Source organism: Micromonospora sp. II (genome assembly GCF_001709195.1).
In the GTDB taxonomy this organism is placed as follows: Bacteria; Actinomycetota; Actinomycetes; order Mycobacteriales; family Micromonosporaceae; genus Micromonospora; species Micromonospora chalcea.
The window spans coordinates 212939-239728 of the sequence record NZ_LYXF01000089.1 but is presented as its reverse complement, the minus strand read 5'-3'; the positions used below and the strand labels follow the sequence as shown (position 1 = coordinate 239728).

Here is a 26790-nt window from a genome sequence, read left to right as displayed (position 1 = left end):
AGGCTTGGATCATAACTGCGGGTGTGACAACGCCGGACGGAGGGGGTGGCCCTGCTGGCGCACAACCATCGCGGCGGACGCTGCAGGCTCACCTATCCGTGCCGCAATACGTAATCCCGCATTCCTTCAGCACGAAACCGCCGTTACTTCGCGGTACTGGCCCGGTCCGCTCAGAACCAGCTCTCCCGCATGTCCAGCGTGGTCCGGTCCAGCCCTTCCAGCAGGTCGAACTGCGCCCCCACCTTCGGCAACTCCCACCTGTAGAAGTACCGCGCCGCCTGCCTCTTCCCCGCCAGGAACTCCCCCTCGGCCCCGTCCGGTGACCCCAGCGCCTCCACCGCGAGCACCTGCTCCAGCCACATCCACGCGATCACCACGTGCCCGACCGCCTCCAGATACACCGAGGCGTTCGCCAGCGCCAGCTCCGGATCGCCCGGCGCCCACAACCGCCGCGTCACCACGGCGATCCGGTCGACCGCGGCGGCGAGCTGTCCGGCCAGCTCGGAGGCGAACCCGTCGGCCTTCCACGCCCGGCTGATCGTGCCGCGGATCGTCTCCAGCAGCAGCTCCAGCGCGGCGCCGTCGCGCATGGTGACCTTGCGGCCGAGCAGATCGAGGGCCTGGATGCCGTGGGTGCCCTCGTGGATGGCGTTGAGCCGGTTGTCGCGCCAGTGCTGCTCGACGTCGTAGTCGCGGGTGTAGCCGTACCCGCCGTGCACCTGGATGGCCAGGTCGTTGGCGGCCAGGCACCACTGCGCCGGCCAGCTCTTGGTGATCGGGGTGAGCAGGTCCAGCAGCAGCTGCGCCCGTTCGCGGTCGGCCTCGGCGGGCGCGGTCTTCTGTTCGTCGAGCAGCCGTCCGCAGTAGAGCACCAGCGCGAGCGCGCCCTCGACGTAGCTCTTCTGGGCCAGCAGCATCCGGCGTACGTCGGGGTGGGCCACGATCGGCACCTGCGGCGTCGTCGGGTCCTTGTCGGCGACCGGGCGGCCCTGCGGGCGCTGCCGGGCGTACGCGACGGACTTCAGGTACGCGGTGCAGCCGAGCGCCGTGGCGCCGGCCCCGATGCCGATGCGCGCCTCGTTCATCATGTGGAACATGACCGCGAGCCCCTGGTGCGGTTGTCCCACCAGGTAGCCGACCGCCCCGGCCCGCCCGTACGGCCGGTGCACGCCCTCGCCGAAGTTCAGCAGCGTGTTGGTGGTGCCCCGGTAGCCGAGCTTGTGGTTGAGGCCGACCAGCACCACGTCGTTGCGCGGCCCGAGGTTGCCGTCGTCGTCGAGCAGCGTCTTCGGCACGATGAACAGCGACAGGCCCTTCACGCCGGCCGGCGCGCCGGGGATGCGGGCCAGCACCAGGTGGACGATGTTCTCGGCGAGTTCGTGGTCGCCGCCGGAGATCCACATCTTGGTGCCGACGATCCGGTACGTGCCGTCGTCCTGCGGCTCGGCCCGCGTGGTGAGGTCGGTCAGGGAACTGCCGGCCTGCGGTTCGGACAGGCACATGGTGCCGAAGAACCGTCCCTCGACCATGGGGCGTACCCAGGTGTCGATCTGCTCGGCGCTGCCGTGGGCGAGCAGCAGGTTGGCGTTGCCGAGGGTGAGCATCGGGTACGCCGACGTGCCCACGTTGGCGGCCTGGAACCAGGCGAACGCGGCGGCGGCCACCACGTGCGGCAGTTGCAGCCCGCCGACCGACTCGTCCATGGTGGCGGCGAGCAGCCCGGTCTCGGCGAACGCCTCCAGGGCGGCCTTCACCTGCGGGATGGTCCGTACGCGCTGCCCGTCGAACGTGGGCTCGCCGGTGTCGGCGGCCCGGTTGTGCGGGGCGAAGCGCTCGGCGGCCACCTGGGCGGCGAGGTCCAGCACCGCGTCGACTGTTTCGCGGGTGTGCTCGGCGTAGCGGGGGCGCTCGGTCAGCCGGGTCACGTCCAGCCAGTCGTGCAGCAGGAACGCGAGGTCACGGCGGGACAGCAGCAGATCGGACGAGGACAACGTGGACTCCTTCCGGTCAGCCGCGGCGCAACCCGGCGACGGCCTCCCGCACGTCATCCTGGCCGATCGGAGCCGGCGGCGCACCCTCCGCCGCTTCCCGAAGCGCCTTGGCGAGTTGCACCCGGCGCAGCGCCTCGCGAAGGTCCGCGCCGGTCAGCCCGGCCGTGTCGGCCGCGAGGGCGGCCGGGTCGAGGTCGTCGGCGAACATCTTGAAGCCCGGCCGCTCGTGCCGGTCGATCAGCTCGCGGATCATCTTGGTGAGGATCTCCGCGCGTCCGTTCTCGTCCGGCGCCGGAATGGCGATCTTCAGGTCGAAGCGGCCGGAGCGGATCAGCGAGGCGTCGACGCGGTGCGGGAAGTTGGTGGTGGCGACCACGATGACGTCGGGGTTCTCCTCGAACAGCGTGTTCATCTCCTGCTTGAAGATGCCCGCTACCGCGTTGACGGCCTGGCTGGCCGCGTCGCCGCCGGCGCCGGCGTAGCTGATGATCGAGTCGAACTCGTCGAACAGCATCACGGTGGGCCGCCGGTAGCGGCGCGCCTCCCGGAAGATGCGCTTGATGTTGCGTTCCGAGCCACCGAGGTACTTGTCCAGGATCTCCGGGGTGCGGATCTCCACGAAGTCCGCGCCGATCTCGTTCGCGAGGGCCCGGGCCAGCATGGTCTTGCCGGTGCCGGGCGGCCCGTACATCAGGATGCCCTGCGGCCGGCGCGCGCCCCAGCGGGCCATCGCCGCCGGGTGCCGGAACGACACCGCCACCTCGCGGAACTGCGCGACCACGTCGGGCAGGCCGCCGACCTGGTCGAGGGTCACGGTCGCGCTGCGCGGCCCCGCCGCCGCCGTCACCGGTCGCCGCCCCACGACGTACGTCCGTCCGCGCAGCACGGTCGGCTCGTCGCTGTCGCCGGACAACTCGCGTACGGCCTGGAGCAGCAGGCCGAGCATCGCCGTCAGGTGCGCCGGACCCACGTCGGCGCTTGGTACGTCGGCGTGGATGCGTACCGTGCCGTTGTCCTGGTCGACGCGGGGCCGCAGCCCGGCTTCCCGGGCCACGCGCAGCACCTCCCGGCCCGCCTCGTCGCCGGGCGGCGCGGCGAGCGTGGCGACCGGTCGCGGCCAGATCCGCCGTCCGGCCTCCGCGGCCATCCGGCCCACCGCAGCGGCCGGGCCGTCACCGCCGCGGGCGGCCAGCCGCTCGGCGAGCAGCACGCCGACCGGCCCGGCCAGACCGAGGGCGAGCAGGCCCGCCGGGGTGCTCTCCACCCGCAGGTACGCCTCGAAGCGGTGCGCCGGCTGCCCGTGCGCGGTGTCGGCGCGCACGGTGCAGAGCGCCTCCCGCACCGGGGCCGGGAAGTCGCCATCGACCAGCAGCTCCACCGGCCCGTCGACGGCGGCGGCGAGCAGGCCCGTCGCGTCGGCGATGCGCACCTCGGCGCCGAGCAGCGGCACCGTCTCCTCGTCCGGCCGTACCTCGGTCATCGGCAGCCCTCTCCTCACGGCGGCGTCCGCTTCCCTCGCGTGGCGTCCGCCTCCGAGTCTGGCACCGGCCCGGCCGGGCGGCCACCGCTGAGCCGGCTGCTGCTCCCCGGCTGGTGCCCGCCCGGCCCGCTCCCCCGGCCGCTGCTCAGCTCGTCTCGGCGAGCAGGCCGTCGACCAGGTCGCGGGGCAAGCCGTGGGTGTCGTGCAGCCAGTGGTAGTCGTGCTCGGTCAGCGGCCCGCGCTCCCGTACCCGGTCCACGAGCGGCCGTCCGCGTCGCAGCAGCCCGCGGAAGCGGCGCTCCTCGTCCACCAGCGTCGCGTGCAGCGCGCCGACGTCGACCGGCTGACGGAAGCGGCGCAGCGTGTCCGCGTACAGCTCGGGCGGCAGCCCGTCGAGGGTGCGCGCCGGGTCGTCGCGCCACAGCACGGTGAGCGCGCGGCGCAGCAGCCGCCGCAGCACGTACCCGCGGCCGGTGTTGCCGGGGCGTACCCCGTCACCGAGCACGACCACCGCGGACCGCAGGTGGTCGGCGACCACGCGCAGGTCCTCGTCGCGCAGGCCCCAGTTGCCTACCGCGGCCACCCACTGGCGCAGCCCGTCGCCGGTGAACACGGACCGGTCGCCGCGCAACACCATCTCCAGCCGTTCCAGGCCCATGCCGGTGTCGATGCTCGAGTGCGGCAGCGGCGTGAGCCGCCCGTCGGGGTGCCTGTGGTAGCGCATCTGCACGTGGTTCCACACCTCCACCCACCGCGCGTCGCTGCTGGGCGTGCCGGTGGGCGGGCCGTCGCCGGTCCACACGAAGATCTCCGAGTCCGGTCCGCAGGGGCCGGTCGGGCCGTTGGACCACCAGTTGTCCTCGCCCAGCGCCTCCACCGGCACACCGAGCCCGGTCCAGGTGTCCCGCGCGGTGTCGTCCGGTCCTTCACCGTTGCCGCCGCCGAAGACCGTGGCGTGCAGCCTCTCCACCGGGATGCCGAAGCCGTCGGTGAGCAGGTCGAAGCCCCAGCGCAGGCTGGTCACGATGTCGTAGTCGCCGAGCGACCACGAGCCGAGCATCTGGAACACGGTCAGGTGCGTGTCGTCGCCCACCTCGTCCAGGTCCGTGGTGCGCAGGCACCGCTGCACGTTCGCCAGTCGCCGCCCGCCCGGGTGCGGGCGTCCCAGCAGGTACGGCGTGAGCGGGTGCATGCCGGAGGTGGTGAACAGCACCGGGTCGCCGGGTGGCGGAACGAGTGAACTCTCCGGCGCATCCTGATGGCCGTGCCGGTGGTAGTGGTCGAGGAACGTCCGGGTGATGTCGTCGGGTGTCATGGCGGGTGCCTTCCGGGTACGGGTGACCGGACGGCCCGCCGTGCGCGTTGGCGTCGACACGACGACGCCGGCGGACCGTTTCCGGTCGCCGGCGTGGGTGTGGGGCAGGTCAGGCGGCGGCAACCGGCGAGCGGGAAGCTCGCGCGGCCGCGGCGGTAAGGCTGCGCCTGCTCTGCATACCTCGACGCTAGCCCGGCCGCCCCTGTCCCGCCCACCCCTTTTCCGGGGCATCCCCGCCCTCCCGCCCCCGCATGATCAACACCACTCCCCCGAAATGGCGGGGTCGGCGCCCCTCGGATCCCGCCACTTCGCCGAGCTGGAGTTGACCATGCCGCCCCCGAGGTGCGGGTGGAACGCCATGGGTGTCAAAACGGGCCGGAGACACCCGTGGTGTTCCACCCGAGCGAGGCGGGAAGCGGGAGGTGGGCGTCAGCGGATGGGGGTGAGCAGGCGGCGGTAGAATGCGTCGAGGCGTTCGGCCTGCGCCTCCCACGTCCACCCCGGGAGCGGGGAGTCCTCACCCTCGTACGCGGCGCGGTAACAGGCCGGATCCGCGAGCACCGCCCGCACTGCGCGGGCCAGGTCGGCGGCGTCGCGGGCACGGAACACCTCGCCCTGCCCGGTGGCCCGGACCGTCTCGGCCATGGTGCGGACGTCGCTGACCACGATCGGCAGCCGCGCGTGCGCGTACTCGAAGAACTTGGTGATCAGCGCGATCTCGTGGTTGGGCCAGTGGTGCAGCGGGATCAGCCCGATGTCGGCGGTGGCGAGGAACGCGACGAGCTGGCGGTGCGGCACGTACGGCAGCACGTGCACCCGGTCGCCCACCCCGTGCCGGGCCGCGCGGGCGACGACCTGGCGGACGTAGGCGGCGGCCGGGTCGGCGACGACAAGCGCCAGGTGTACGCCGGGCAGCAGCGGCAACGCCTCGACCACCGTGTCCACGCCGCGCTGCACGGCCATCGCCCCGCTGTAGACCAGCAGCGGCGTGTCCGGTGGCAGACCGCAGCGCTTCCGCAGGTCGGGAGCGGATGTCTCCGTGGTGGCGGCGATCGGGGCGTTGAGGATCACGGTCGGGCGGTCGGGCAGGGCGTGGTCGCGTACCAGCAGGTCGGCGAGCGTGTCGGAGACGGTGACGACCGCGTCGGCGTGACCGACGTACTCGCGGACGTAACCGAGGTGGGCGGGCAGCCAGCGGGCGTTGTCCCGACGCGGCCGCGCACCGGGCAGCCACTCGTGCGCGTCCCAGACCAGCTTGACGTCACGTCCGGCGGCGCGGGCGCGGTCCACGGCGCGGGCGGCGACGCCGAGCATCCGGAAGTCGTGCGCGTGGATCAGGTCGGGGCGCAGGTCGTCGACGACCGGTCCGGCGACCCGTTCGTAGTCCCAGAGGCCCGGCTCCAGCCGCCGCCAGGCCCCGTCGCGCAGCCGGGCCCGCCAGAAACGGACCTCGGCGTGCTCGACGGGCCGGCGGGCCAGCCGCGCCGCGCGCAACGGCAGTCCGCCCCGGGCCACCAGCCGAGCCCGCAGCCCGGAAACGCTGCGCAGCCCGGACACGCCACGCAGCCCGGAGCCGTCGCGTGAACCAGCGTCACGGCCCGAGGCGGCAACGGCGGCGAGCGGCAGGACGCGTACCTCGGCGTCGCCGAGCCGCCAGCGGCGTTCGGCGTCGACGTGGGCGCAGCCGATCAGCGTGACGTCCCAGCCGGCGTCGGCGGCCGAGCGGGCCGTCTTCTGCACCCGCGAGTCACCCTCGACCGCGTTGTCGACGAGCATGACCACGCGCCGCATCGGCGTTCCACCCCTTCACCCGTACGCCCGCAACGGGCGCGAGTGTACGGGGACGCGGGGCTGTCACGACGGCCGCGAAGACCGCTCTGAGCTGCGCGGATACCGACTGTGCAGCAACTGGTCAGGTGCCGGCCGGTGGAAGTTCACCGGCCGTGCACCGAACGGTCGGGTCAGGCCGTGCCGGAGGAGGCCAGCGCGGCCGGGGCGACCGGCTGCCGGCTGTCGTTGCGGTTGGGCAGCGACAGCCGGATGACCTTCCACCACGCGGAGGCGACCTGCTTGGGCAGCGGGCCGGTGGTGTAGTGCAGGCCGTACCTGTCGAACAGCGCGCGTACCTGCGGCGCGATCTCCTGGTAGCGGTTGCTGGGCAGGTCGGGGAAGAGGTGGTGCTCGATCTGGTACGACAGGTTGCCGGTCATGATGTGCAGCAGCCGGCTGCCGCTGATGTTGGCCGAGCCGAGCATCTGGCGCAGGTACCACTCGCCGCGCGTCTCGCCCTCGATGGAGGTCTTCTCAAACGTCTCCACGCCGTTCGGGAAGTGCCCGCACATGATCACCGAGTGGCTCCACACGTTGCGCAGCAGGTTCGCGGTGAACGTGGCGGCGAGCGTGGTCAGGAACGACGGGCCGGACAGCAGCGGGTGCACCACGTAGTCCTTGAGCACCTGGCGGCGGATCTTGCGGCCGACGGCGCGGGCCTTGGCCCGGAACTTCGGGTCCTTGAGCTTGCGCTGCTTGAGGTGGTCGCCGAGTTCCATGTCGTACGCGGCGATGCCGTACTCGAAGAACATGGCGTTGATCAGGTTCCAGAGCGGCTGGCCGAGGTGCATCGGGTGCCACGGCTGGTCCTCGTCGACGCGCATGATGCCGTAGCCGAGGTCGTTGTCCTTGCCGACGACGTTGGTGTAGCGGTGGTGCAGCTCGTTGTGCGACTGCTTCCACTGGTCGGCCGGGGAGACGTGGTCCCACTCCCAGGTGGTGGAGTGGATCTTCGGGTCGCGCATCCAGTCCCACTGGCCGTGCAGCACGTTGTGCCCGATCTCCATGTTCTCCAGGATCTTGGCGACCGTGAGGCCGGCCGTGCCGACGATCCAGGCCGGCGGGAACAGCGAGAACAACAGCACCGCGCGACTACTCATCTCCAGTGTCCGCTGGGTCTTGACCACCTTGCGGATGTAGCGGGCGTCCCGCTCCCCCCGGTCGGCGAGGACCCGGTCCCGGATCGCGTCCAACTCCTTGCCGATGATCTCGATGTCCTCGGCGCTCAGGTGGGCGATCGGGTTGACGGCCTTCTTCTGGATGACGGTCACGTGGGTGGCTCCTGTCAGAGATCGATGTCGCAGGTACCGGCGGCGGCCGACACGCACGTCTGGACGAGCACGCCGTCCCCCGGTACGGCAGTGGTGACGTCGCCGTTGCGCAGGTCACGGACGGCGCCCTGGCGCAGCGGTACGACGCAGCCGAAGCAGATGCCCATCCGGCACCCGGAAGGCATCAGCACTCCGGCGTTCTCCCCCGCGTCGAGCAGGGTGGTGGCGCCGTCGGACTCGACGGTCACCCCCGCTCCGGTGAAGGTCACCGTGCCTCCCTCGCCCGGCGTGATCACCGTCGGGCGGAACCGCTCGGTGTGCAACCGTTCGACGAGGCCGTTCGAGGACCAGTACCCCTCGACCGCGTCGAGCATGCCGATCGGGCCGCAGGCCCACGCCTCGCGGTCGAGGTGGTCGGGCACCAGGGCGGCGAGTTCGGCGACGTCGAGCAGGCCGTCGGTGTCGGTGTGCCGCTCGACCAGCCGCAGCGCGCCGCGGTCGGCGAGCGCGCGCAGTTCCGTACCGAAGATGACGTCGTCGCGGGTGGGCGCGGAGTGCACGAGCACCACGTCGGCCCGGTCGGCCAGCCCGGAGCGCAGCATCCCCATGACCGGGGTGATGCCGCTGCCGGCGGTGACGAACAGGACGCGCTCGGGCGTCGCGCTCGGGAGCACGAAGTCGCCCTGGGCCTGGTCGAGGTGGATCAGCGTGCCGGGCCGGATCCGGCGTACGAGGTGGTTGCTGACCTTGCCGTCGGGGATGGCCTTCACGGTGACGCTGATCCGGCCGTCGGGGGCGTCCGGCGCGGAGGTGACCGAGTACGCGCGCCACTGGCGCACGCCGTCGACGTCGACGCCGAGACGGATGTACTGCCCGGGCAGGTGCCCCTGCCAGGCGCGGCCGGGCTGGATCACCAGCGTGGCCGCGTCCCGGGTCTCCGGGCGGACGGCGACGATCCGGCCGCGCAGCGGGGCGCCGGCGCGCAGCGGCGCGATCAGGTCGAGATAGTCGTCGGGCAGCACCGGCGTGGTGACCGCTCCGGCCAGCCGCAGCAGCCTGTCCCGGAAGGTGACCTTCTGAGGGCGGCGGGAGGCAGTTGTGGTCATATGACCAGCGTGACCGCCCGATCGCATAACATCTTGACCGGCAAAGGTGAAAAGGTCGCGGGTTTTTGTTCGGAGGGAACAACATGACGTTGGAGGCCGGCACTGGGCAGCGCGCCGCGCACCTCAACCTCGAGGCCGGCATGGCCGCGACGCTGCGCGGCCGGCTGCCGATGGTCGCCGAACGGACCGTCTCCGCGATCACCGCCGAGGTGCCGGACTACTCCGGCGCGCTCACCGGCGCCATGCGGGCGAAGATCGAAAACGCGGTACGCATCGCGCTCGGCACGTTCCTCCAGCTCATCGAGGGTACCCAGGCGTTCGACCCGAGCACTCCCCTGGCCCCGGCGCTGGAGGCCGCGTACGCGCTGGGCAGCGGTGAGGCCCGCTCGGGGCGCAGCATGGACGCGCTGCTGGCCGCGTACCGGGTGGGCGCCCGGGTGGCCTGGCGTGAGGTGTCCACCACGACGGTGCGCAGCGGGCTCGCCGCCGAGACGGTGGCCGAGTTCGCCGAGTTGATGTTCGCGTACATCGACGAGCTGTCCGCGGCGAGCGTGGCCGGGCACGCCGACGAGCTGGCCAGCGCCGGCCGGATGCGCCGCCGCAGCCTGGAACGGCTCACCCAGCAGTTGCTGGCCGGTGAGCCGGAGGAGTCGCTGCGGCGCAGCGCGGAGCGCGCCGACTGGCCGCCGCCGCAGACGCTGACGGTGGTGCTGCTGCCCCGCCGGCACCTGCGCGCCGTGTTGGCACTGCTCAGCCCGCACACGCTGGAGAGCGGCGAGGACCTGCCCGGCATGAACCCGGTCGAGGAGCTGGCCGTACTGCTGGTGCCGGACATGCACGGCGGCCGGCGCCGCCAGCTCACCCGGCTGCTGCACGGGCACCGGGCGGTGCTCGGCCCGGCCCGCCCCTGGCACCGGGTCGCCGCGTCGTACCAGCGGGCCACCCGGGCGCTCGCGCTCGGCCTCGGCGAGCCGGACGCCGGACCTGTCGACACCGAGCGTCACCTGGCCACGCTGCTGCTCAGCATGGACCCGGAGGCCCTGGCCGACCTGCGCGCGCAGGCCCTCGCGCCGCTGGCCGCGCTGCCCCCGGCCACCGCGCACCGGCTGGCCGAGACGCTGCGGTCGTGGCTGCTGCACCAGGGACGCCGCGACGACGTGGCCGCCGACCTGTTCGTGCATCCGCAGACCGTCCGCTACCGGATGGGCAAGCTCCGTGAGCTGTTCGGCGACCGGCTGCTCGACCCCGCCGCCGTCCTCGACCTCACGATCGCGCTGGCCCTACCCCCGGAGCCGGACGCCGCCTGACGCCGCGCCGGGGCGCACGGCCCGGTGCGGCCGGGACCTCCGGCCCTGTCCGGCCGCGACGGCGGCGGGCAGGGTCGGAAGGGGACGAGCAACCAGGAGGGCCGCCATGAACAGCACACCGACCCGCACCGGCCAGGACCCGAGGGTACGGGTGCTGGAGGCGGCCGCCCGGCAGTCCCTGCACGCCCCGTCGGTGTTCAACACCCAGCCCTGGCGCTGGCGGATCACCGCGGACGCGCTGGAGCTGCGCGGCGACCCGGATCGGCAGCTCACGCACACCGACCCGGACGGCCGGTTGCTGATGCTGAGCTGCGGCGCCGCCCTGCACCACGCGCGCGTGTCGCTGGCGGCGTTCGGCTGGGCGGCGGTGGTCGAGCGGCTGCCCGACCCGTCCGACCCGTCGTTGCTGGCCCGGATCCGCACGACCGGCCCGATCGACCTGGACGTGCCGGCGGGCCGGCTCGTCGACGCGATCCCGCGCCGCCGCACCGACCGGCGGGCGTACGGCGACCGGCCGGTGCCGGAGGCGGTGCTGGCCCGGCTCGGTGACGCCGTCGAGGCAGAGGGCGCCCACCTGCACGTGGTCCGGCCGGACCAGATGCCGATGCTCGCCGTGTCCACCGGCCGCGCCGCCGAGGCGGAGCTGGCCGACCCCGCGTACCGGGAGGAGCTGAACCGGTGGACCAACCGGCCGGCGGGCAGCGGCGACGGAGTGCCCGCAGCCACCGCCGTGCGGCCCTCCCCACGGCGGGTGCCGCTGCGCGACTACGCGCCCGGCGGGGCGGCCGGCCTCAGCGCGGGCACGGACTTCGACCGCGGCGCGGCGTACCTGATCCTGTTCGGTGAGGACGACGAGCCGGCCGCCTGGCTGCGCGGCGGCGAGGCGCTGTCGGCGCTGTTGCTCACCGCCACCGCCGAAGGGCTGGCCAGCGCGCCGCTCAGCGACGCCGTCGAGCTGGCCTGGCCGCGCCGGATGATGCGTGACCTGCTCGCCGGCATCGGCAGCCCGTACCTGATCGTGCGCGTCGGCTGGGGTCCGGAGGCCGAGCTGCCGCCGGCGCCCCGCCGCGCGCCGGGCGACGTCATCGAGGTGGTGGACTGACTCCGGCCTCTACGACTTCGATGCCCGCCGGATGTGGCTGATCGACCTGGACGAGTACCGGCGGGGACCGCTCGTGCTCGACCTCGGCCGGCTGCCCGGGTCCCGCCGCTACCTGCCGCCGGAGGAGCTGACCCGCGGCGCGACCGTCGACGACCGCCCCACGGTCCACGCGCTCGGTCGCACGCTTCACCACCCGCTCGACGGCCGTCCGGCTGGCGCGGCACCACCGCGGAACGCGCGGTCGTCGCCCGGGCCACCCGCGCCGATCCGGCCGCACGGCACGCCACCGTGGCCGCCCTGATCGGCCCCTTCGGCGACCCGAGCCCAGGCCAGGTGGTGACTGTCCGTCACCTCGATTCCGACGCAGCGCATCGTCACATTCAGTGATGGGCGGTTTCTGGGGCGAATGCACCGCCTTTCCGCACACACTGCGCCTGAGCAGCCAAAATGCTCAACTGGCCGTTGACGATGCTGTTGCCTCTCCGCCGACTTTGCTCTGCAGCCTCATACGCGGCGGTAGCCGTGAGTCACCGTCGCGTCGATGGCTGCAGAGCAAAGTGGCCCGAGGTGAACCATGCGGGCTCAGCTTCGGCGCTACCGTACGTGACGGCGAGGGGGTCGGCATGTCGGGACGACCAGGGCCGGGTGCGGGGCGGCCGTCGGGCGGAAACCCGCTCCCGGGGCCCGTCCGGCGCATAGCGTGAGGCGAGGTGGCCTGCCCGGGGCGCCGGTGAGCGGAGGGAGAACGCGGTGACTGAGCCGGAGGAGGAGCAGGAGAAGACCCGCAAGACCGATCGGGTGCTGTTCTCGCCCGACGGCGACCCGCACCACACGCTGGCCGAGGCGCCCCAGCCGGACGAGCACCTCCCGCCCACCGTCACCCGCGACGGCCACACGGACGTGCTCGACGACGAGCAGTGAGCGCACGAACCCGCACGGCCGACCGGGCGGGTTCCAGCCGCCCCGGAGGGCGGCCACGGAAGCAGCCTCAGACCGGCGGGATGCCGGAGCGGCCGATGTCCGACATGTCGTCGCCGATCTCGGTCCGGGTGCCGGCCACCGGCCCGGCGGTCGCCCCCGTCCGGTCCTCGATGCAGGCTTCACCCAGCCCGTGCATCAGCTCACCCACCGCGGCCAGCGCCGCACCCTTGTCCGGGCAGGGCTGCCCGGTGGCGAGCACCCGCCCGTCGCCGCCGACCACGGTGAACCCCACGGTGCCGTCGGCTTCGCTCTCGATGACGAACTTCACCATGCTCCTCTCGCCGCCCCGGGCCAGGCGGCCCTTCAGCTCACGCCGTGCGACTGCAGCCACAACTCCAGCAGGCCCAGTTGCCACAGCTTGTTGCTGCCGGCGGCGGCCTGCGCCCGGTCCGGCTCGGCCAGCAGCTCGTCGACGTACTCCCGGCGGAACAACCCGCGCCGGCGTGCCTCGGGCGCGCTGAGCGCCTCGACCACCAACTCTCGCACGGGCCCGTCGACGTTGCGCAGCGCCGGCACCGGGAAGTAGCCCTTGGGCCGGTCGATGACCTCGGCCGGCAGCACTTCCCGGGCCACCTCCTTGAGCACGCCCTTGCCGCCCTGGGCCAGCTTGTGCTCGGGCGGGCAGGCCGCGGCGAGCGCCACCAGGTCCTGGTCGAGGAAGGGCGTGCGCACCTCCAGTCCCCAGGCCATGCTCATGCTGTCGACCCGTTTGACCGGGTCGTCGGGCAGCATCAGGTGCGTGTCCAGGCGCAGCACCGCGTCCACGGCGGTCTGCGCGCCGGGCGCGGCCAGGTCCGCGGCGACCAGCTCGCCGCTGGCGTCGCGCTCACAGGTGTACGCGGGGTCGACCACCCGGTTCAGCTCGGCGTGATCGCGGTCGAAGAACGCGGCGGTGAACTCGGCCGCGGCGTTCTCCCGCGCCGCGTCGGCGAGCCGGTGGTGGTAGCCGTAGCCGGCGAACACCTCGTCGGCACCCTGGCCCGACTGCGCCACCTTCACGTGCCGGGCGACCTGCTCGGAGAGCAGGTGGAACGCCACCACGTCGTGGCTGCCCATCGGTTCGGTCATGGCCGCCACGGTGGCGCGTACGGCCGGGCCGAGATCGCCGTCGGAGAGCTGGATGCGGTGGTGGTCGGTGCCGAACGCGCGGGCGACCAGGTCGGAGTAGTGGAACTCGTCGCCGGCCTCGTCGCCGCGGCTGTCGAACCCGATGCTGAACGTCTGGAGGTGGTGCTGACCGGCGCCGTCGAGCAGCGCGACGATCATGCTGGAGTCGAGGCCGCCGGAGAGCAGCACCCCGACCGGCACGTCGGCGACCAGCCGGCGGCGTACGGCCGTGCGCAGCGCGTCCCCGACGGCGGCCCGCCAGTCGGCGGCGTCCATGCCGTCGTGGGCCCGGTCGCGCCGGTACTCGGGCCGCCAGTAGACGCGCTCGCGGCTGTGCCCGTCGGCGTCGATCACCCGCACGGTGGCCGGGGGCAGCTTGCGGATGCCGCGCAGGATCGTGCGGGGCGCCGGCACGATCGAGTGCCACGACAGGTAGTGGTGCAGCGCGACCCGGTCGATGCCGGTGTCGACGTCGCCCCCGGCCAGCAGCGCCGGCAGCGTGGAGGCGAACCGGAGCCGGCCCGGGGACTCGGCGAGGTAGAGCGGCTTGATGCCGAGCCGGTCGCGGGCCAGCACGAGCCGGCGGCGACGCCGGTCCAGCAGCGCCACGGCGAACATGCCGACCAGGTGGTCGACGAACCGCTCACCCCACTGCGCGTACGCCACCAGGATCACCTCGGTGTCGCTGGTGCTGTGGAACGTGTGCCCGGCGGAGATCAGTTCGTCGCGCAGCTGCGGGTAGTTGTAGACGCAGCCGTTGAACACGAGCGCCAGGCCGAGGTCGTCGCGGACCATCGGCTGCGCGCCGGCCTCGGACAGGTCGATGACTGTCAGTCGGCGGTGCCCCAGCGCGATCCAGCCGTCGTCCCACGCGCCCTCACCGTCGGGGCCGCGTGAGCGCATCGCCGCTGTCATCCGGTTCACCGCGTCGGTGTCGGGGGTGACCCCGTCGAACCTGGCCTCACCGCTGATCCCGCACATCTCAGCGCCCACCGGTCAGTCGCGGAGCACCCACCATGCCAACCTCCCGCCGCGTCGTCTCCCCGGGCGGTCCGCCGGGTACGGCGACTACCCGGCCTGTGGCGAAGGAAACCCGGATGGGCGGTTGGCGAGCCGGGCACGGCGCGCCGTCGTACGGTGGCGGTACGGGCCATGTCCCCGGGCGGTCCGGCCACGGGACGTGGCCAGGATCAACGACGCCTGCCAGGAGGACGTGTGTTCGCCAATTCCGAGGAACTCCTGCGATACCTCACCGACGAGGACGTGAAGTTCGTCGACGTACGTTTCTGTGACCTGCCCGGCGTGATGCAGCACTTCAACCTGCCGGTCGAGTCGTTCGACGACAGCGTGTTCACCGACGGCCTCGCCTTCGACGGCTCCTCGATCCGCGGCTTCCAGTCGATCCACGAATCGGACATGCTGCTGCTGCCGGACGTGGCGACCGCGTTCGTGGACCCGTTCCGCGCGCAGAAGACCGTCGCGTTGAACTTCTTCGTCCACGACCCGTTCACCAGGGAGGCGTACTCCCGGGATCCGCGCAACGTGGCGAAGAAGGCCGAGGCGTATCTGGCGGCGAGCGGCATCGCCGACACCGCGTACTTCGGCGCGGAGGCGGAGTTCTACATCTTCGACTCCATCCGCCACGAGACCTCGGCGCACCAGTCGTTCTACTACATCGACTCGATCGAGGGCGCCTGGAACACCGGGCGGATCGAGGAGGGCGGCAACCGCGGCTACAAGACCGCGTACAAGGGCGGCTACTTCCCGGTGCCTCCGGTGGACCACTACGCCGACCTGCGCGACAGCATGGTCCGCCGGATGGTGGACGCCGGTTTCACAGTGGAGCGTTCGCACCACGAGGTGGGCACCGGCGGGCAGTCGGAGATCAACTACAGGTTCTCGACGCTGCTGCACTCGGCCGACGACCTTCAGCTGTTCAAGTACCTGATCAAGAACGAGGCGTGGGCGCACGGCAAGACCGCGACGTTCATGCCCAAGCCGGTGTTCGGTGACAACGGCTCCGGTATGCACACCCACCAGAGCCTGTGGCGCGGCGGCGAGCCGCTGTTCTACGACGAGACCGGCTACGCCGGCCTGTCCGACACCGCCCGCTGGTACATCGGCGGCCTGCTGCACCACGCCCCGTCGCTGCTGGCCTTCACCAACCCGACCATCAACTCGTACCGCCGTCTCGTCCCCGGCTTCGAGGCGCCGGTCAACCTGGTCTACTCCCAGCGCAACCGCTCCGCCTGCACCCGCATCCCGGTGACCGGCAGCAACCCGAAGGCCAAGCGCGTCGAGTTCCGCGTGCCGGACCCGTCCAGCAACCCGTACCTGGCGTTCGCCGCCATGCTCATGGCCGGTCTCGACGGCATCAAGAACAAGATCGAGCCGCCGGCGCCGATCGACAAGGACCTGTACGACCTGCCCCCGGAGGAGTGGGGCGACGTCAAGCAGGTGCCCGGATCGCTGCCCGAGGCGCTGGCGGCGCTGGAGACCGACCACGACTACCTGCTCGACGGCAACGTCTTCACCGCCGACCTGATCTCCACCTGGGTCGACTGGAAGAACGCCAACGAGGTCGACCCGGTACGCCTGCGTCCGACCCCGCACGAGTTCGCCATGTACTACGACTGCTGAGCGACGTCCTGCTGAGCGACCCCACCGCCCCCGCGCCACCCGCGGGGGCGGTGGTCGGCGGAAACAGCCTCGGGACGGCCCCCGGCCTCGTACCGTCGAGACATGATCCCGCCTCACGACGAGCTGCCGACCGTTCCGTGCCGGTGGAGCCGTCGGTGAGGCCGCGGCCCACCACCACCGCCACCACCCCGACACCGGAGATCCCCACCGTCCTGACCCTCGGGGTGGAAGAGGAGTTCCTGCTGCTGGACCCCGTCACCGGCGAGAGCATGCCGGTCGCCGACCGGGTCCGCGACGCGCTCTCCGGGACCGCACGCGAGCAGAGCCGGCAGGAGTTCCGGCACAGCATGGTGGAGATGGTGACCCCGGTCAGCCCCGACCTCGGTCAGCTCCGCGAGCACCTGGTCACGTTGCGCCGGGCGGCCGCCGGGGCGGCCGAGGCGGCCGGGGCGCGACTGGTGGCGGTCGGTGCCACGCCGGTCTGCGAGGCCCACCGCACGGTACCCGACGAGCAGCGCTACCACGACATGTCCCGCCGGTTCGGCCCGGTGGCCCACGACCCCGCGGTCTGCGGCTGCCACGTGCACGTCGGCGTACCCGACCGGGAGCTGGCCGTGCAGGTGTGCAACCACCTGCGCCCGTGGCTGCCGGTGGTGCAGGCGCTCACCACCAACTCGCCGCTGCACGACGGGCGGGACACCGGGCACGCCAGCTGGCGCTCGATGCAGTTGGAACGGTGGCCGAGCATCGGGCCGACGCCGCACTTCCACTCGGCCGCCGACTACGACGCCACGGTCCGGGACCTGATCACCGCCGGCATCATGCTCGACGCCGCGATGGTCTACTGGTACGCCCGGCCGTCGGCGGCGTACCCCACAGTGGAGATCCGCGTCGGCGACGTCTGCCCCACGGTCGACGACACCGTCCTGATCGCCGGGCTGGTCCGGGCGCTGGTCGCCACCGCGATCGACGACATCCGCGACGGTGTGCCGGCCCAGCGCATCCGCGACTGCCTCGTCGCCGCCGCGCACTGGCGGGCCGCGCACGACGGCGTGGACGGTGACCTGGTCGACCTGCGCACCGGGCGGCCCCGGCCCGCCTGGGACCTCGTCGACGACATGCTCGGCATCGTCACGCCCGCGCTGACCCGCCACGGCGATCTGGACCTGGTCCGGCGCGAGATGGACCGGGTGCGCCGCGAGGGCACCGGCGCCACCCGGCAACGTCAGGTCATGGCCGACACCGGCGGTGACGTCCGTGTCGTGCTCGCGCACCTGGCCGCGCAGACCGTCTCGACGTGAGTCGATGACCTCCCCGGACCGGACCGGCGACCGGTCAGCGCAACCCGGCGAACAGGTCGTCCTCGGGGGTGGCGGCGCCGGTGGTGTCCCGCACGCGCACGAACGTCTCCATGCCCATCAGCTCGGTGAACCGCTCCTGCCCGAGGCGCAGGAAGAAGATGTTCTCCGCCTGGCTGGCGTGCGCGGCGAGCGACGCGAACTTCTGCCCGCCGTAGCCGCTGGTGTCGACCCAGGTGGTGATCTCGTCGTCCGGCAGGCCCAGCGCCGGCATCTCGTCGGTCGCCTCCGGCTCGGGGAACTCCACCCCGATCTCGCGCATGACGGTGCCGAACTGCTGGAACGCGCTGCGCGGCACGGTGGTCCAGTAGACCTTGGCCGGGATGCCGGTCTGCTCGACGGCGGCCATGGTGATGCGGTGGGCCTGGATGTGGTCCGGGTGGCCGTAGAAGCCGTTCTCGTCGTAGCTGACGACGACGTCGGGACGGTAGCGCCGGATCAGCTCGGCCAGCCGGCCGGCCGCCTCGGCCACCGGCGTGTTCCAGAACGCGCCGGGCGCGTCGTTCGTGGCCCAGCCCATCATCCCGGAGTCGCCGTAGTCGAGCGTCTCCAGGTGGGTCACCTTGAGCGCCTCGCAGCTCGCGGCCAGCTCGGCGCGGCGCATCTCGACCACGGCCTTCGGGTCGTGCCCGGGGTCGCCCGGCTTGATTCCGCCGGGGCCGTCGCCGCACCCCCCGTCGGTGCAGGTCACGAGCACAGTGGTCACGCCCTCGGCCGCGTAGCGCGCCAGGATGCCGCCGGTGCTCGTCGCCTCGTCGTCGGGGTGCGCGTGCACCGCCATCAGGGTCAGGGATCGATCGGTCACCCCGTCACCATACGAGCATCGGCCGACGAACTAGCATTGCCCGGTCCGCAGACGGCGACGGAAGCGAGGCGCGATGGGTTGGCTCCAGCGGTTGCTCGGTGGCGGACGGGTCGAACTGGACCCGACACGTCAGCAGGAGCTGCTGCGGGACGTGCGGCAGTCCTACGGGGCGCACGCCCGCCTCCGGTTCCCGGAGCAGGCCGACGCGATCACCCGGCTGCTGTCCGATGACGACGGTCTCGTGGTGGCCGCCGGGATCGTCTGCGAGGCCGCCGACCAGGCGCACGCCGACCTGCTGGGCCAGGCGCACGAGGTGTTCCGGCGTACCGGCCGGCGGCTGCTGGTGCATCGCCGCAACTACCGGCCTCTGTGGAAGGAGGCCGGGCCCGCGCTGCGCTGGCCGCTCGGCGCGCTGCCCAGCGGGCTGCACCCGTACGCGCAGGTGGCCGGCGCCGTGGCGGCGGTCGGCGGGCGGGCCGACCGGCTGGACAAGGTGACCGATCCGCAGCCGTTCGTGACGCGCCTGTTCGAGGTGCTCGACCTGACCACGGCCGGCTGGGAGTTCGGCCGGGTGCGTGTGGACACCGACAGCGCGTCGCTGGTGGAGCGGCTGATGGGCACCGGCGCGCGGGTGCTCGCGACGATGGACGACCCGCCCCGGCTGCCGCCGGCGGTGCGGGAGATGATGCGCCGCAACCACCGCATCGCCGTGTACGACCCGGCCGGTCCCCGGGTGGTCGGCGAGTTCAATCTGGGCGCGCGGCTGCGCGAGACGCTGCTGGCCTGACCGTCGGCACGCCCCGCCCCGGCCGGGTTGCCGCGGCGGGGCGCGTCAGCGGTCAGGTGGTGGTGCAGGTGAGGTTCGTCGGCGGGTTGTTGGTGCCGCCGGCCGTGCCGATGAAGCCGAACGTGGTGGAGCCGCCGGCCGGCACCGAGCCGTTGTAGTCGACGTTGCGCACCGTGACGTTCGCGCCGCTCTGGGTGTGCGTGCCACTCCAGATCTGGTTGATCACCTGACCGTTCGGGAACGTCCAGGAGACCGTCCAGCCGCGGATCGCGGTGGCGCCGGCGGTCACCGTGACCTCGGCCTGGAAGCCGCCCGACCAGGAGCCGGTGATCGCGTACGTGGCACGCGCGCCGGACGGCGCCGGGGAACTGGTGGTCGGGGTCGGGGTCGGGGTCGGTGACGGCGTGGACGTCGGCGTCGTTGTCACTGTCGGCGAGGGGGTCACGCCCGGCCGGACCGCGCGGTAGGTGTGGCCGGCGCGGACGGTGAGCGCCACGACGTCGGACTCCGGCCGGGTGGTGGCCGGTGTGCTGCCGTCGGTGACGTCGGTGAGGGTGAAGGCGCCGGTGAACAGCCGGGACCGCAGTCGCAGCGTGCCGTCGCGGTCGGCGCGGACGCTGATCTCGTCGGCCTGGCTGTTGCTCCAGGCCATCGCCACCGTGTAGCCGCCCCGGCCGCGCAGTCCCGCGACCTGCCCGGCGGGCCAGGCGCTGGGGAGCGCGGGCAGCAGGTGCAGCTCGCCGGTGTGGCTGTGCAGCAGCATCTCGGCGATGCCCGAGGTGGCGCCGAAGTTGCCGTCGATCTGGAACGGCGGGTGCAGGTCGAACATGTTCGGCGCGAGCCGGTCGGTGCGGACCAGGTCGCGCAGGAGCTTGTGGGCGCGGGCGCCGTCCTCCAGCCGGGCCCAGAAATTGATCTTCCAGGCGAGGGACCAGCCGGTCCCGTCGTCGCCGCGCAGCTCCAGCGTCTTGCGGGCGGCCTCGTACAGCGCCGGGGTGCCCCGCCTGGTGATCTGGTTGCCGGGATGCAGCCCGTACAGGTGGGAGACGTGCCGGTGGGTGCGCTCGGTCTCGACCCAGTCGGCGAGCCACTCCTGCACGTTGCCCCGCGAACCGACGCGGCTCGGTGGCAGCCGATCCTTGGCCGTACGCACCTGGGACCGGAACGTGGTGTCGACGCCGAGCACCTCGCTCGCCCGGGCCGCGGCGTCGAACAGGTCGCGCAGGATCTGGTTGTCCATCGTGGGTCCGGCGCAGACGCTGGCGTTGGCGTGGTGCGCCAGCTCCGGCGAGTTCGACGGGTTCGTCACCAGGTAGCCGAGCGTCGGGTGGGCGACCAGGGTGTCGAGGAAGAACTGGGCGGCGCCCTTGAGCGCCGGGTAGTTGGCCTGGAGGAAGCCGAGGTCGCCGGTGAACAGGTAGTGGTCCCAGATGAGCGTGCTCAGCCAGGCCCCGCCGGTCTGCCACATGCCCCAGAACGCGCCGTCCACCACCGACGCGCCCCGCCAGGCGTCGGTGTTGTGGTGGGTGACCCAGCCACCGGCGCTGTACTGTGCCTGGGCGACCCGCGCGCCGGTGACGGTGAGGTCCTTGACCATGTCGAAGACCGGCAGGAAGCACTCGGACAGGTTCGTGGTGTCAGCCGGCCAGTAGTTCATCGGCAGGTTGGCGTTGACCGTGTACTTCGAGTCCCAGGACGGCGTGAGCGAGTCGTTCCAGATGCCCTGCAGGTTCGCCGGCTGGGTGCCCGGCCGCGACGAGGAGATCAGCAGGTACCGCCCGAACTGGAACAGCAGCGCGGCGAACTGCGGGTCGTTCGTGCTTGCGTGCTGCGCGATCCGTACGTCGGTGGGCTGGTCGGCGGCGGCGGTGCGGCCCAGGTCGATCGTGACCCGGTCGAACAGCGCCTGGTAGTCGGCGCGGTGGCGGGTGCGGAGCTGGTCGACGTCGACGCTCTTGGCGGCGTTCAGCCGGTTGCGGGCGATGCCCTGGTAGTCGCCGTTGACGGTGCGGTAGTTGACGTAGCTGGTGCCGATCGAGATCAGGACCGTCACGCTGGTCGCGCCGGACACCCGCAGCGTGCCGCCGGAGCTGCTCACCGTGCCGCCGGTGACGGCGGCGTTGGCCAGCGCGAGGAACCGCACCGAGCCGTTGACCCCCTCCATCGAGCCGGAGATGCCGTCGAGCGCGACTGTCGCGCCGTCCGGGCTGGACACGGTGGTCCGCTGCGGGCTGTCGAACGCGGCGGAGAACGTGATCGCGTTCGCCCGGTCGGCGGTCAGCCGGAGCACTATCACCTGGTCGGGCGCGCTGGCGAACACCTCCCGCTGGTACCGGACACCGTTCAGCACGTACGTGGTGGTGACGGTGGCGGTGGTGAGGTCCAGCGTCCGGTTGTACTGCGTCGCCCCGCTCGCCGACCCGAAGGAGAGCCGCAGGTCGCCGACGGTCTGGTAGGCGAGCTGACCGCCGGGGCTGCCCATCATGGTCTGGTTGATCAGATCCTGGGCCGAGGTCCACTGGTCGGCGAAGACGCGACGCCGGATCTCGGCCAGGTTGGCCGCGCCCCGGGTGTTCGCCGAGTCGTACGGGCCGCCGGCCCAGACGGTGTCCTCGTTGAGCTGGAGCCGTTCGGTGTCCACGTTGCCGAACACCATCGCGCCGAGCCGCCCGTTGCCGATCGGCAGGGCGCGCAGCCAGTCGGTGCCGGCCGGTTCGTCGTACCAGAGCGCCAGGTCGTTCGCGGCGAGCACCTGCGCCGGCGCCGCCGAGCCGGCGCGGGCGGCGGCGCTCCAGGCGGCCGGCACCAGCGCGGCGCCGGCGCCGGCCGCTGCGGCCTTGATGACGTTGCGTCGTGTCACTTCAGACATGCTTTTCTCCCAACCGCGCGGATCAGAGGCGGGTCCGGATGCGCGGCGCTGCCCTGTTATCGCTAACAGATTGCGCCTCGCACACCCGGACGCCGCGTTCCTGCCACTCCGCGCCCAGGGCTCCCGACCGGGCGACACGTCGGCCAACATGGACTCTCATGGATGAAGTGACATCGCGTCAAGGGGTGTTACCGCTAACAGACGCGATCCGTGGCGCACTCGCCGGGCCGAGCGGGGCGCGGGCGCGGCCGGCCGGCCCACCCGGGCCACGTGCACGATCCGCTCCGGCGCCACGTCCAGCAGCGTGCCGAGCGCGCCACGGGTGGCTGCGACGTCGACGAGCTGACTGAGCGGGTGCGCGGCCAGCCCGGCCGTGTGCAGCGTCAGCCACATCCGCATCAGCACGCGTCCGAACTCGACCTGCCCGGCCGCGTCCAGACCGGGCGGCGCGATCAGCGCCAGCACCCCGCCGCCCTGCGCCAGCGGATCACCGCCCGCGGCGGCGAGCAGCCGGGGCAGCCCCAGCGGGCGCAACGCCGGGTACGCCGCGAGCGCCGCCCGCAGTCCGGTGGCCGCCGCCCGGCCCAGCCCGAGGCAGCTGTCACTGAGCCCGTCGCTCCGGTAGCGCGGGCACGCCCGGTCCAGGCGCAGCCAGCGGCGCAGCTCGGCGACCACCGACGGGTCGGCGTACACCTGCCGGTCCGCAGTGCGCAGCAGCGCGCGCAGCCGCCCGGCCGCCGGCACCACGCGGGCCGCGCCACCGGCCCGGCGGGCGACCGCGTCCACGGCCGCGACCACGTCGGCGTCCGGGCCGCCGGTGAACCGGCCCCGGTGGGTACGCCGGTCCCACACGTCGGCGGCGCGAAACGGCGTCCGGTACGGCTGCCGGGCCGGACGCAGCCGCCCCACCCGCCGGTCCGACTCGTCGTGGTCGGCGGCCCAGTCCAGCCGCAGCCCCGCGTCGGCGGCGACGATCAGGCAGGTCTCCACGAACGCGCCGAGCGACAGCCGCAGGTCCCGCCCGGTCGGGTCGCCGGCGGGCAGCGTGTCGGCCGGGTCCCAGCCGACGGTGATCGCCCAGCGCTCGTAGCGCAGCCGCCACGGCTGGGTGTTGTGCGCGCTCGGCGCCCGCCAGCACAGCGGCTCCAGCGCGCGGAACGCGGCGAGGTCCATGCTCACCGCTCCCTGGCGTAGAACGTGTAGCCGTGCAGCGGGCGTCCGCCGAGGCGCCGGTACTGGGCGGCCGACGCCGGGTTGTCCCGCCCGACGTACGTGCTGCGCAGCGCCGTGTATCCGCCCTCGTGCAGGTTGCGGTGCAGATGCTCGGACAGCAGCCGCTGGTAGCCGCGCCCCTGGAACCGCGGCACCACGCCCTTGACGATCAGCACCGCCTCCCGGCGGTACCGGCGGCGGGTGGCCAGCAGCCGCAGCTGGTTGACCGGGTTCAGGTCGCCGCGCACAGCGACCAGGAAGGCGCTGATGTCCGGTACGCAGAGCACGAACGCCACCGGGTGCCCGTCGCGGGTCAGGTAGAGCAGCAGCGAGTCATCCAGCAGGTACGCCAGCCCGTCGGTCTGCCGCCGCAACTGCGCCGCCGAGATCGGCGTGTAGTAGCCGAGCTGGGCGAAGGAGTCGTTGAGCATCCCGCGCAGCAGGTCCAGCTGTTCGTCGAGCCGCCGGCTGTTCCCCCGGTGCAGGTCCAGCCGGGAGCCGTCGGGCTGGACGCCCAGCGCGGGCGGCGGTCCGGTCGGCGGCGGCACCGGGCAGATCCAGGTGTCGGAGACGAACCGTCCGGTGAACCCGTTCTCCTCGTACGCGTCCGGGTAGTACGGCGGGTTCCACGCGCTGTCCACGAAACCCCGGTCGGCGTACCCGGAGGTGATCACGCCGCCGGCCTGGTTGGGCAGCAGCGCCACCGGCCCGAACAGCAGGTCCCGGCCGGGTGTGGCGTACGCGGCGATCGCGTCGAACAGCGGCCGGGCGGCGTGCGGGGTGAACTCGGTGAGCCCGAACAACTGGCACCGGCGGCCGAGCTTGGCGTCGAGGTCGGCGTCGGTGTGCAGCGTGGTCCGCCCGACCACCGCGCCGGTGGCGTCGCGCAGCACGTACATCGGCACGCCGTCGCGCCACCAGCGGCGGATCTGCTGCCGGGGCGTCGGCACGTAGCGGGACTCGTCCGCGTACAGCCGGTCGGTGAGCGCGAGGAAGTCGCGCAGGCCGCGCCGGCCGGTCACGCGCTCGAACCGGTGGCCGGTCACCGGCGCACCGCCGGTCCGGTCGTCTCCGCGCCCAGCGGCGTGAACCGCTCGATGTGGCCCATCGCGCCGTCCTCGGCCCGCCACGCGCCGTTTGAGTAGCCGTCCGGGGAGGCGGTGTAGAGCCGGATGAACCCGGCCGTGGCGTTGCGGTTGCCGCCGGTCAGCCACATCATCAGCTTGCGGTGGTGCCGGGTCCGGGCGAAGCGCAGCAGCGCGTCGCGGTCGGTGAAGAACGCGATGGTGCCGAGCGTCAGCGGGAACTGCCAGTAGACGGTGTGCCAGCAGTAGCCGGACATCCGGCGCATGTCGCGCACCATCCGGATCCAGTCGGGGGCCAGGCGCAGCAGCACCAGCGGGTTCGCGTACCGGGTGCCGCCGATGAACATGGCGCCGGCGCGGGCCTGGGCCGGGGCGCGGGAGAAGTCACGGGTACGCATCGCTCACCTCACCAGGTAGACGTTCTTGATCTTCTGCATGGCGGCGAACGGGCCGCAGTCCGGTTCGTGCAGTTCCACCCGCAGGTCACCGGCGGTCGGGTCCTCCACCAGGGACTGCGCGAAGTCCCGCGACACCGAGGTCAGGTGCGCGCGTACCCCGTCGCGGCAGGCGTCGGCGAGCGCTGCGCGGGCCGCGGCGTCCAGCGGGCGGCGCAGCTCCACGTGGATCACCGGCCGGGTCTCCAGCGCCGCGTCCTCGTGCAGCGTCAGGCAGAACCTGTTGATCTCGGCGGCGTACGGGTTGCCGGTGTAGAGGCCGTACTCGACGTCCTGCGGGTAGAGGTTCGCGCCCAGGTAGGACACGGTGGAGTCGCTGCGGCCGAACAACAGCAGCAACGGCAGCGTCATCCGCTCCTCGGCCACCGCGGTACGGAACTCGGCGCGACGCACCGGGTCGGCGTTGGCCAGTTCGACGATCCGCCGGTACGGCACCAGCAGCGCCTCGTCGCCGACGTTGTAGCGCAGCCGGGGCTGGAGCACGTGCGGGCCGGTGACAGTGCAGAGCAGCTCCCGCCGGTCGTTGGTCTCCAGGTAGGTGGCGAACGGGTTGTACTGGAACACCATTGGCAGCCGCTGCTCGCCGCGGCCCAGCAGTTCCGCGCGCAGTCCCGCGTCGGTGCGCAGCCGCCGCCGCAACCAGACCGTGAACCGGGTCTCCGCGCCGATGCCGATGGTCAGGTCCGACGCCCCGTACGCCGACCGCACCCGCACGAACCGCTGCTCCAGGTAGTCGCGCAACGCCTCGGTCATCCCCTCGCCGCCGCAACTGGCGAAGATCCGGTACCGCGACCACGGAAAGTCCTCGGCGTCGAGCCGGTCCCGCAGGTGCTTGAGGAACGGCGGGTACGCGGTCACCAGGTAGTCGTGGCCGGGACCGAACTCGCGCAGCGTGTCGACGATCTTCCCGAGGTCGGGGCCGGTGTTCTTCACGGTGGCGATCCGGGCCATCGCCGCGCCCGTGGTGGTGCCGGTCGCCCAGGCGCCCATCGAGTACGCGTTGATGACGAACGGGCGGCGCATCGGGAACGCCAGTCCGGTGTAGCCGGCGATGTCGCGGTGCACCGCCCGCAGCTCCCGCTCGCCGCGCGGCCAGTTGAACGGCCGCCCGGACGATCCGGCCGACTCGTCGACCACCACGCCCCGCTCCGGCATCCGCCCGCCGAGGCACCGGGCGGAGGAGTCGTACGCCATGACGTACCCGCGCTTGTCGGTCTCCGGGAAGTCCCGCAGCCGGCGGCGCAGCCCGCCCGGGCGGGCCCGCAGGAACGCCTGGTACGCGGGCACCCGCCGGGCGGCGCGGACGCAGGTGGACCGCGCGTTCGCGGCGGCGAGCCGGTCGAGGACCGGGTGGTGGCGCCGGGCCAGCCACCTCCAGCCGGCGGGGTGGTGGGCGATGAGCCGGGCCAGCGCGGCGACCGCGCGGCCGGCGGGGGCCAGCGCGGCCTCGGCGGGCAGCGGCGTGTCGACGGTACGCAAGGCGGCGTGTCGGTGCAGCGTCTCGGCCATGACAAGGATCCTGTCGACGCCGCGACGCGGACACATGAGCGACGGGACGGTACTGCGCTGAGTACCCGTACCCAGTCGCGAAAGCTGCCCGGGCTGGCCACGCTCAGTCACCATGGCGACACTCGCCTGGTGCGTCGTGCCTGGTCCGGTGACACTTCGCCCATGACAGACGGCAAGCGTGAGCGCACGAACGAGCGCTTCGAGAAGGTGGCCGAGGAGACCTCGGAGACCGTGACCCACGCGGCCACGGTGCTGGAGGAGGAACTCGCGGCGGGGCTGGCCGGCGCCCGGCGGCTCGAGGAGAAGCTGACCGAGAGCCGCCGGGTCGACCCGGAGGCGTTCGACGAACTCGTCGCGCGGGTCCGCACCGACGGGCACGCCCTGATCGACACCGTGGTCGGGCAGCTGAAGATGGCCGACGACCAGCGCGGTGAGGTGATCCGGCGGTACACGTCGGACGCGCACGACGCGCTGGACACCGTACTCAATCTGGCGCGGCTGGCCCCCGAGGTGGCAAATGGCCTCGCGGACCGGCTGGCGTCGCCGGCCCCGAAGCGGCCCACGGACCGGTAGCCGCGCG

General features: G+C 72.8%; 22 protein-coding genes. 8 read left to right on the top strand and 14 right to left on the bottom strand.

Annotated elements, in window-relative coordinates:
- Positions 1 to 170: 170 nt before the first annotated feature.
- The 6 genes from A8711_RS30985 to A8711_RS30960 all read right to left on the bottom strand — a co-directional run bounded on the left by A8711_RS30985 (position 171) and on the right by A8711_RS30960 (position 8993).
- The gene (locus A8711_RS30985) at positions 171 to 1991 is read right to left on the bottom strand and encodes an acyl-CoA dehydrogenase (RefSeq protein WP_069090202.1); all 1821 of its coding nucleotides are present in this window, start codon (positions 1989 to 1991) and stop codon (positions 171 to 173) included.
- 16 nt (positions 1992 to 2007) lie between these two features.
- Positions 2008 to 3471 carry a 26S protease regulatory subunit gene (locus A8711_RS30980; RefSeq protein WP_069090153.1) on the bottom strand — a complete coding sequence of 488 codons (1464 nt, stop codon included), beginning with the start codon at positions 3469 to 3471 and terminating at the stop codon, positions 2008 to 2010.
- A 145-nt stretch (positions 3472 to 3616) separates the two neighbouring features.
- On the bottom strand, positions 3617 to 4786 hold the full coding sequence (locus tag A8711_RS30975; protein WP_069090152.1) for an alanine--tRNA ligase-related protein: 1170 nt from the start codon (positions 4784 to 4786) through the stop codon (positions 3617 to 3619).
- 429 nt (positions 4787 to 5215) lie between these two features.
- Positions 5216 to 6562, bottom strand: coding sequence for a glycosyltransferase family 4 protein (locus A8711_RS30970; protein WP_233607702.1), 1347 nt, complete (start codon positions 6560 to 6562; stop codon positions 5216 to 5218).
- Between the two features lie 185 nt (positions 6563 to 6747).
- Positions 6748 to 7887: an acyl-CoA desaturase gene (locus A8711_RS30965; protein WP_069090150.1), complete on the bottom strand. Its 1140-nt coding sequence runs from the start codon at positions 7885 to 7887 to the stop codon at positions 6748 to 6750.
- A 14-nt stretch (positions 7888 to 7901) separates the two neighbouring features.
- Positions 7902 to 8993: a ferredoxin reductase gene (locus A8711_RS30960; RefSeq protein WP_069090149.1), complete on the bottom strand. Its 1092-nt coding sequence runs from the start codon at positions 8991 to 8993 to the stop codon at positions 7902 to 7904.
- A gap of 83 nt (positions 8994 to 9076) precedes the next feature.
- Here A8711_RS30960 and A8711_RS30955 point away from each other — a divergent pair, with 83 nt between their 5' ends.
- The 4 genes from A8711_RS30955 (at position 9077) to A8711_RS32570 (ending at position 12323) form a co-directional block, all read left to right on the top strand.
- Positions 9077 to 10300 (top strand): CdaR family transcriptional regulator, encoded by a 1224-nt coding sequence (locus A8711_RS30955; RefSeq protein WP_069090148.1) that lies wholly within the window; start codon positions 9077 to 9079, stop codon positions 10298 to 10300.
- A 106-nt stretch (positions 10301 to 10406) separates the two neighbouring features.
- Positions 10407 to 11402, top strand: a complete 996-nt coding sequence (locus A8711_RS30950) for a nitroreductase (protein WP_069090147.1) — start codon at positions 10407 to 10409, stop codon at positions 11400 to 11402.
- Positions 11403 to 11433: 31 nt separating this feature from the next.
- The gene (locus A8711_RS30945; RefSeq protein WP_233607700.1) at positions 11434 to 11703 is read left to right on the top strand and encodes a hypothetical protein; all 270 of its coding nucleotides are present in this window, start codon (positions 11434 to 11436) and stop codon (positions 11701 to 11703) included.
- A 449-nt stretch (positions 11704 to 12152) separates the two neighbouring features.
- Positions 12153 to 12323, top strand: a complete 171-nt coding sequence (locus A8711_RS32570) for a hypothetical protein (protein WP_013285860.1) — start codon at positions 12153 to 12155, stop codon at positions 12321 to 12323.
- A gap of 67 nt (positions 12324 to 12390) precedes the next feature.
- On the opposite strand, the gene A8711_RS30940 is transcribed toward A8711_RS32570, so the two are convergent.
- Together A8711_RS30940 and A8711_RS30935 are read right to left on the bottom strand one after the other, a co-directional pair.
- Complete coding sequence (locus A8711_RS30940; protein WP_233607701.1) at positions 12391 to 12714, bottom strand: hypothetical protein; 324 nt, start codon at positions 12712 to 12714, stop codon at positions 12391 to 12393.
- On the bottom strand, positions 12687 to 14471 hold the full coding sequence (locus A8711_RS30935) for an N-acetylglutaminylglutamine amidotransferase (RefSeq protein ID WP_069090146.1): 1785 nt from the start codon (positions 14469 to 14471) through the stop codon (positions 12687 to 12689). Before A8711_RS30935 ends, A8711_RS30940 begins: the two co-directional genes overlap by 28 nt.
- A gap of 234 nt (positions 14472 to 14705) precedes the next feature.
- Here A8711_RS30935 and glnA point away from each other — a divergent pair, with 234 nt between their 5' ends.
- Positions 14706 to 16130, top strand: a complete 1425-nt coding sequence (glnA, locus tag A8711_RS30930) for a type I glutamate--ammonia ligase (protein WP_069090145.1) — start codon at positions 14706 to 14708, stop codon at positions 16128 to 16130.
- 155 nt (positions 16131 to 16285) lie between these two features.
- A complete protein-coding gene (locus tag A8711_RS30925; RefSeq protein WP_069090201.1) occupies positions 16286 to 17431 on the top strand; it encodes a glutamate--cysteine ligase in 1146 nt (381 codons plus the stop codon).
- Positions 17432 to 17465: 34 nt separating this feature from the next.
- On the opposite strand, the gene A8711_RS30920 is transcribed toward A8711_RS30925, so the two are convergent.
- A complete protein-coding gene (locus A8711_RS30920) occupies positions 17466 to 18293 on the bottom strand; it encodes a PIG-L family deacetylase (RefSeq protein WP_069090144.1) in 828 nt (275 codons plus the stop codon).
- 73 nt (positions 18294 to 18366) lie between these two features.
- Here A8711_RS30920 and A8711_RS30915 point away from each other — a divergent pair, with 73 nt between their 5' ends.
- Positions 18367 to 19080: a hypothetical protein gene (locus tag A8711_RS30915; protein ID WP_043324727.1), complete on the top strand. Its 714-nt coding sequence runs from the start codon at positions 18367 to 18369 to the stop codon at positions 19078 to 19080.
- Positions 19081 to 19132: 52 nt separating this feature from the next.
- On the opposite strand, the gene A8711_RS30910 is transcribed toward A8711_RS30915, so the two are convergent.
- The 5 genes from A8711_RS30910 to A8711_RS30890 all read right to left on the bottom strand — a co-directional run bounded on the left by A8711_RS30910 (position 19133) and on the right by A8711_RS30890 (position 26210).
- Positions 19133 to 21949, bottom strand: coding sequence for a glycoside hydrolase N-terminal domain-containing protein (locus tag A8711_RS30910; protein ID WP_069090143.1), 2817 nt, complete (start codon positions 21947 to 21949; stop codon positions 19133 to 19135).
- A 156-nt stretch (positions 21950 to 22105) separates the two neighbouring features.
- Positions 22106 to 23122, bottom strand: a complete 1017-nt coding sequence (locus A8711_RS30905) for a nitroreductase (protein ID WP_069090142.1) — start codon at positions 23120 to 23122, stop codon at positions 22106 to 22108.
- 2 nt (positions 23123 to 23124) lie between these two features.
- Positions 23125 to 24207, bottom strand: a complete 1083-nt coding sequence (locus A8711_RS30900; protein WP_069090141.1) for a hypothetical protein — start codon at positions 24205 to 24207, stop codon at positions 23125 to 23127.
- A complete protein-coding gene (locus A8711_RS30895) occupies positions 24204 to 24644 on the bottom strand; it encodes a hypothetical protein (protein ID WP_043324733.1) in 441 nt (146 codons plus the stop codon). The genes A8711_RS30900 and A8711_RS30895 overlap by 4 nt, the downstream gene beginning before the upstream one ends.
- Before the next feature lie 3 nt (positions 24645 to 24647).
- The gene (locus A8711_RS30890) at positions 24648 to 26210 is read right to left on the bottom strand and encodes a phenylacetate--CoA ligase family protein (protein WP_069090140.1); all 1563 of its coding nucleotides are present in this window, start codon (positions 26208 to 26210) and stop codon (positions 24648 to 24650) included.
- A 162-nt stretch (positions 26211 to 26372) separates the two neighbouring features.
- On the opposite strand from A8711_RS30890, the gene A8711_RS30885 reads away from it, so the two are divergent.
- Complete coding sequence (locus A8711_RS30885; protein WP_069090139.1) at positions 26373 to 26783, top strand: hypothetical protein; 411 nt, start codon at positions 26373 to 26375, stop codon at positions 26781 to 26783.
- Positions 26784 to 26790 lie beyond the last annotated feature (7 nt).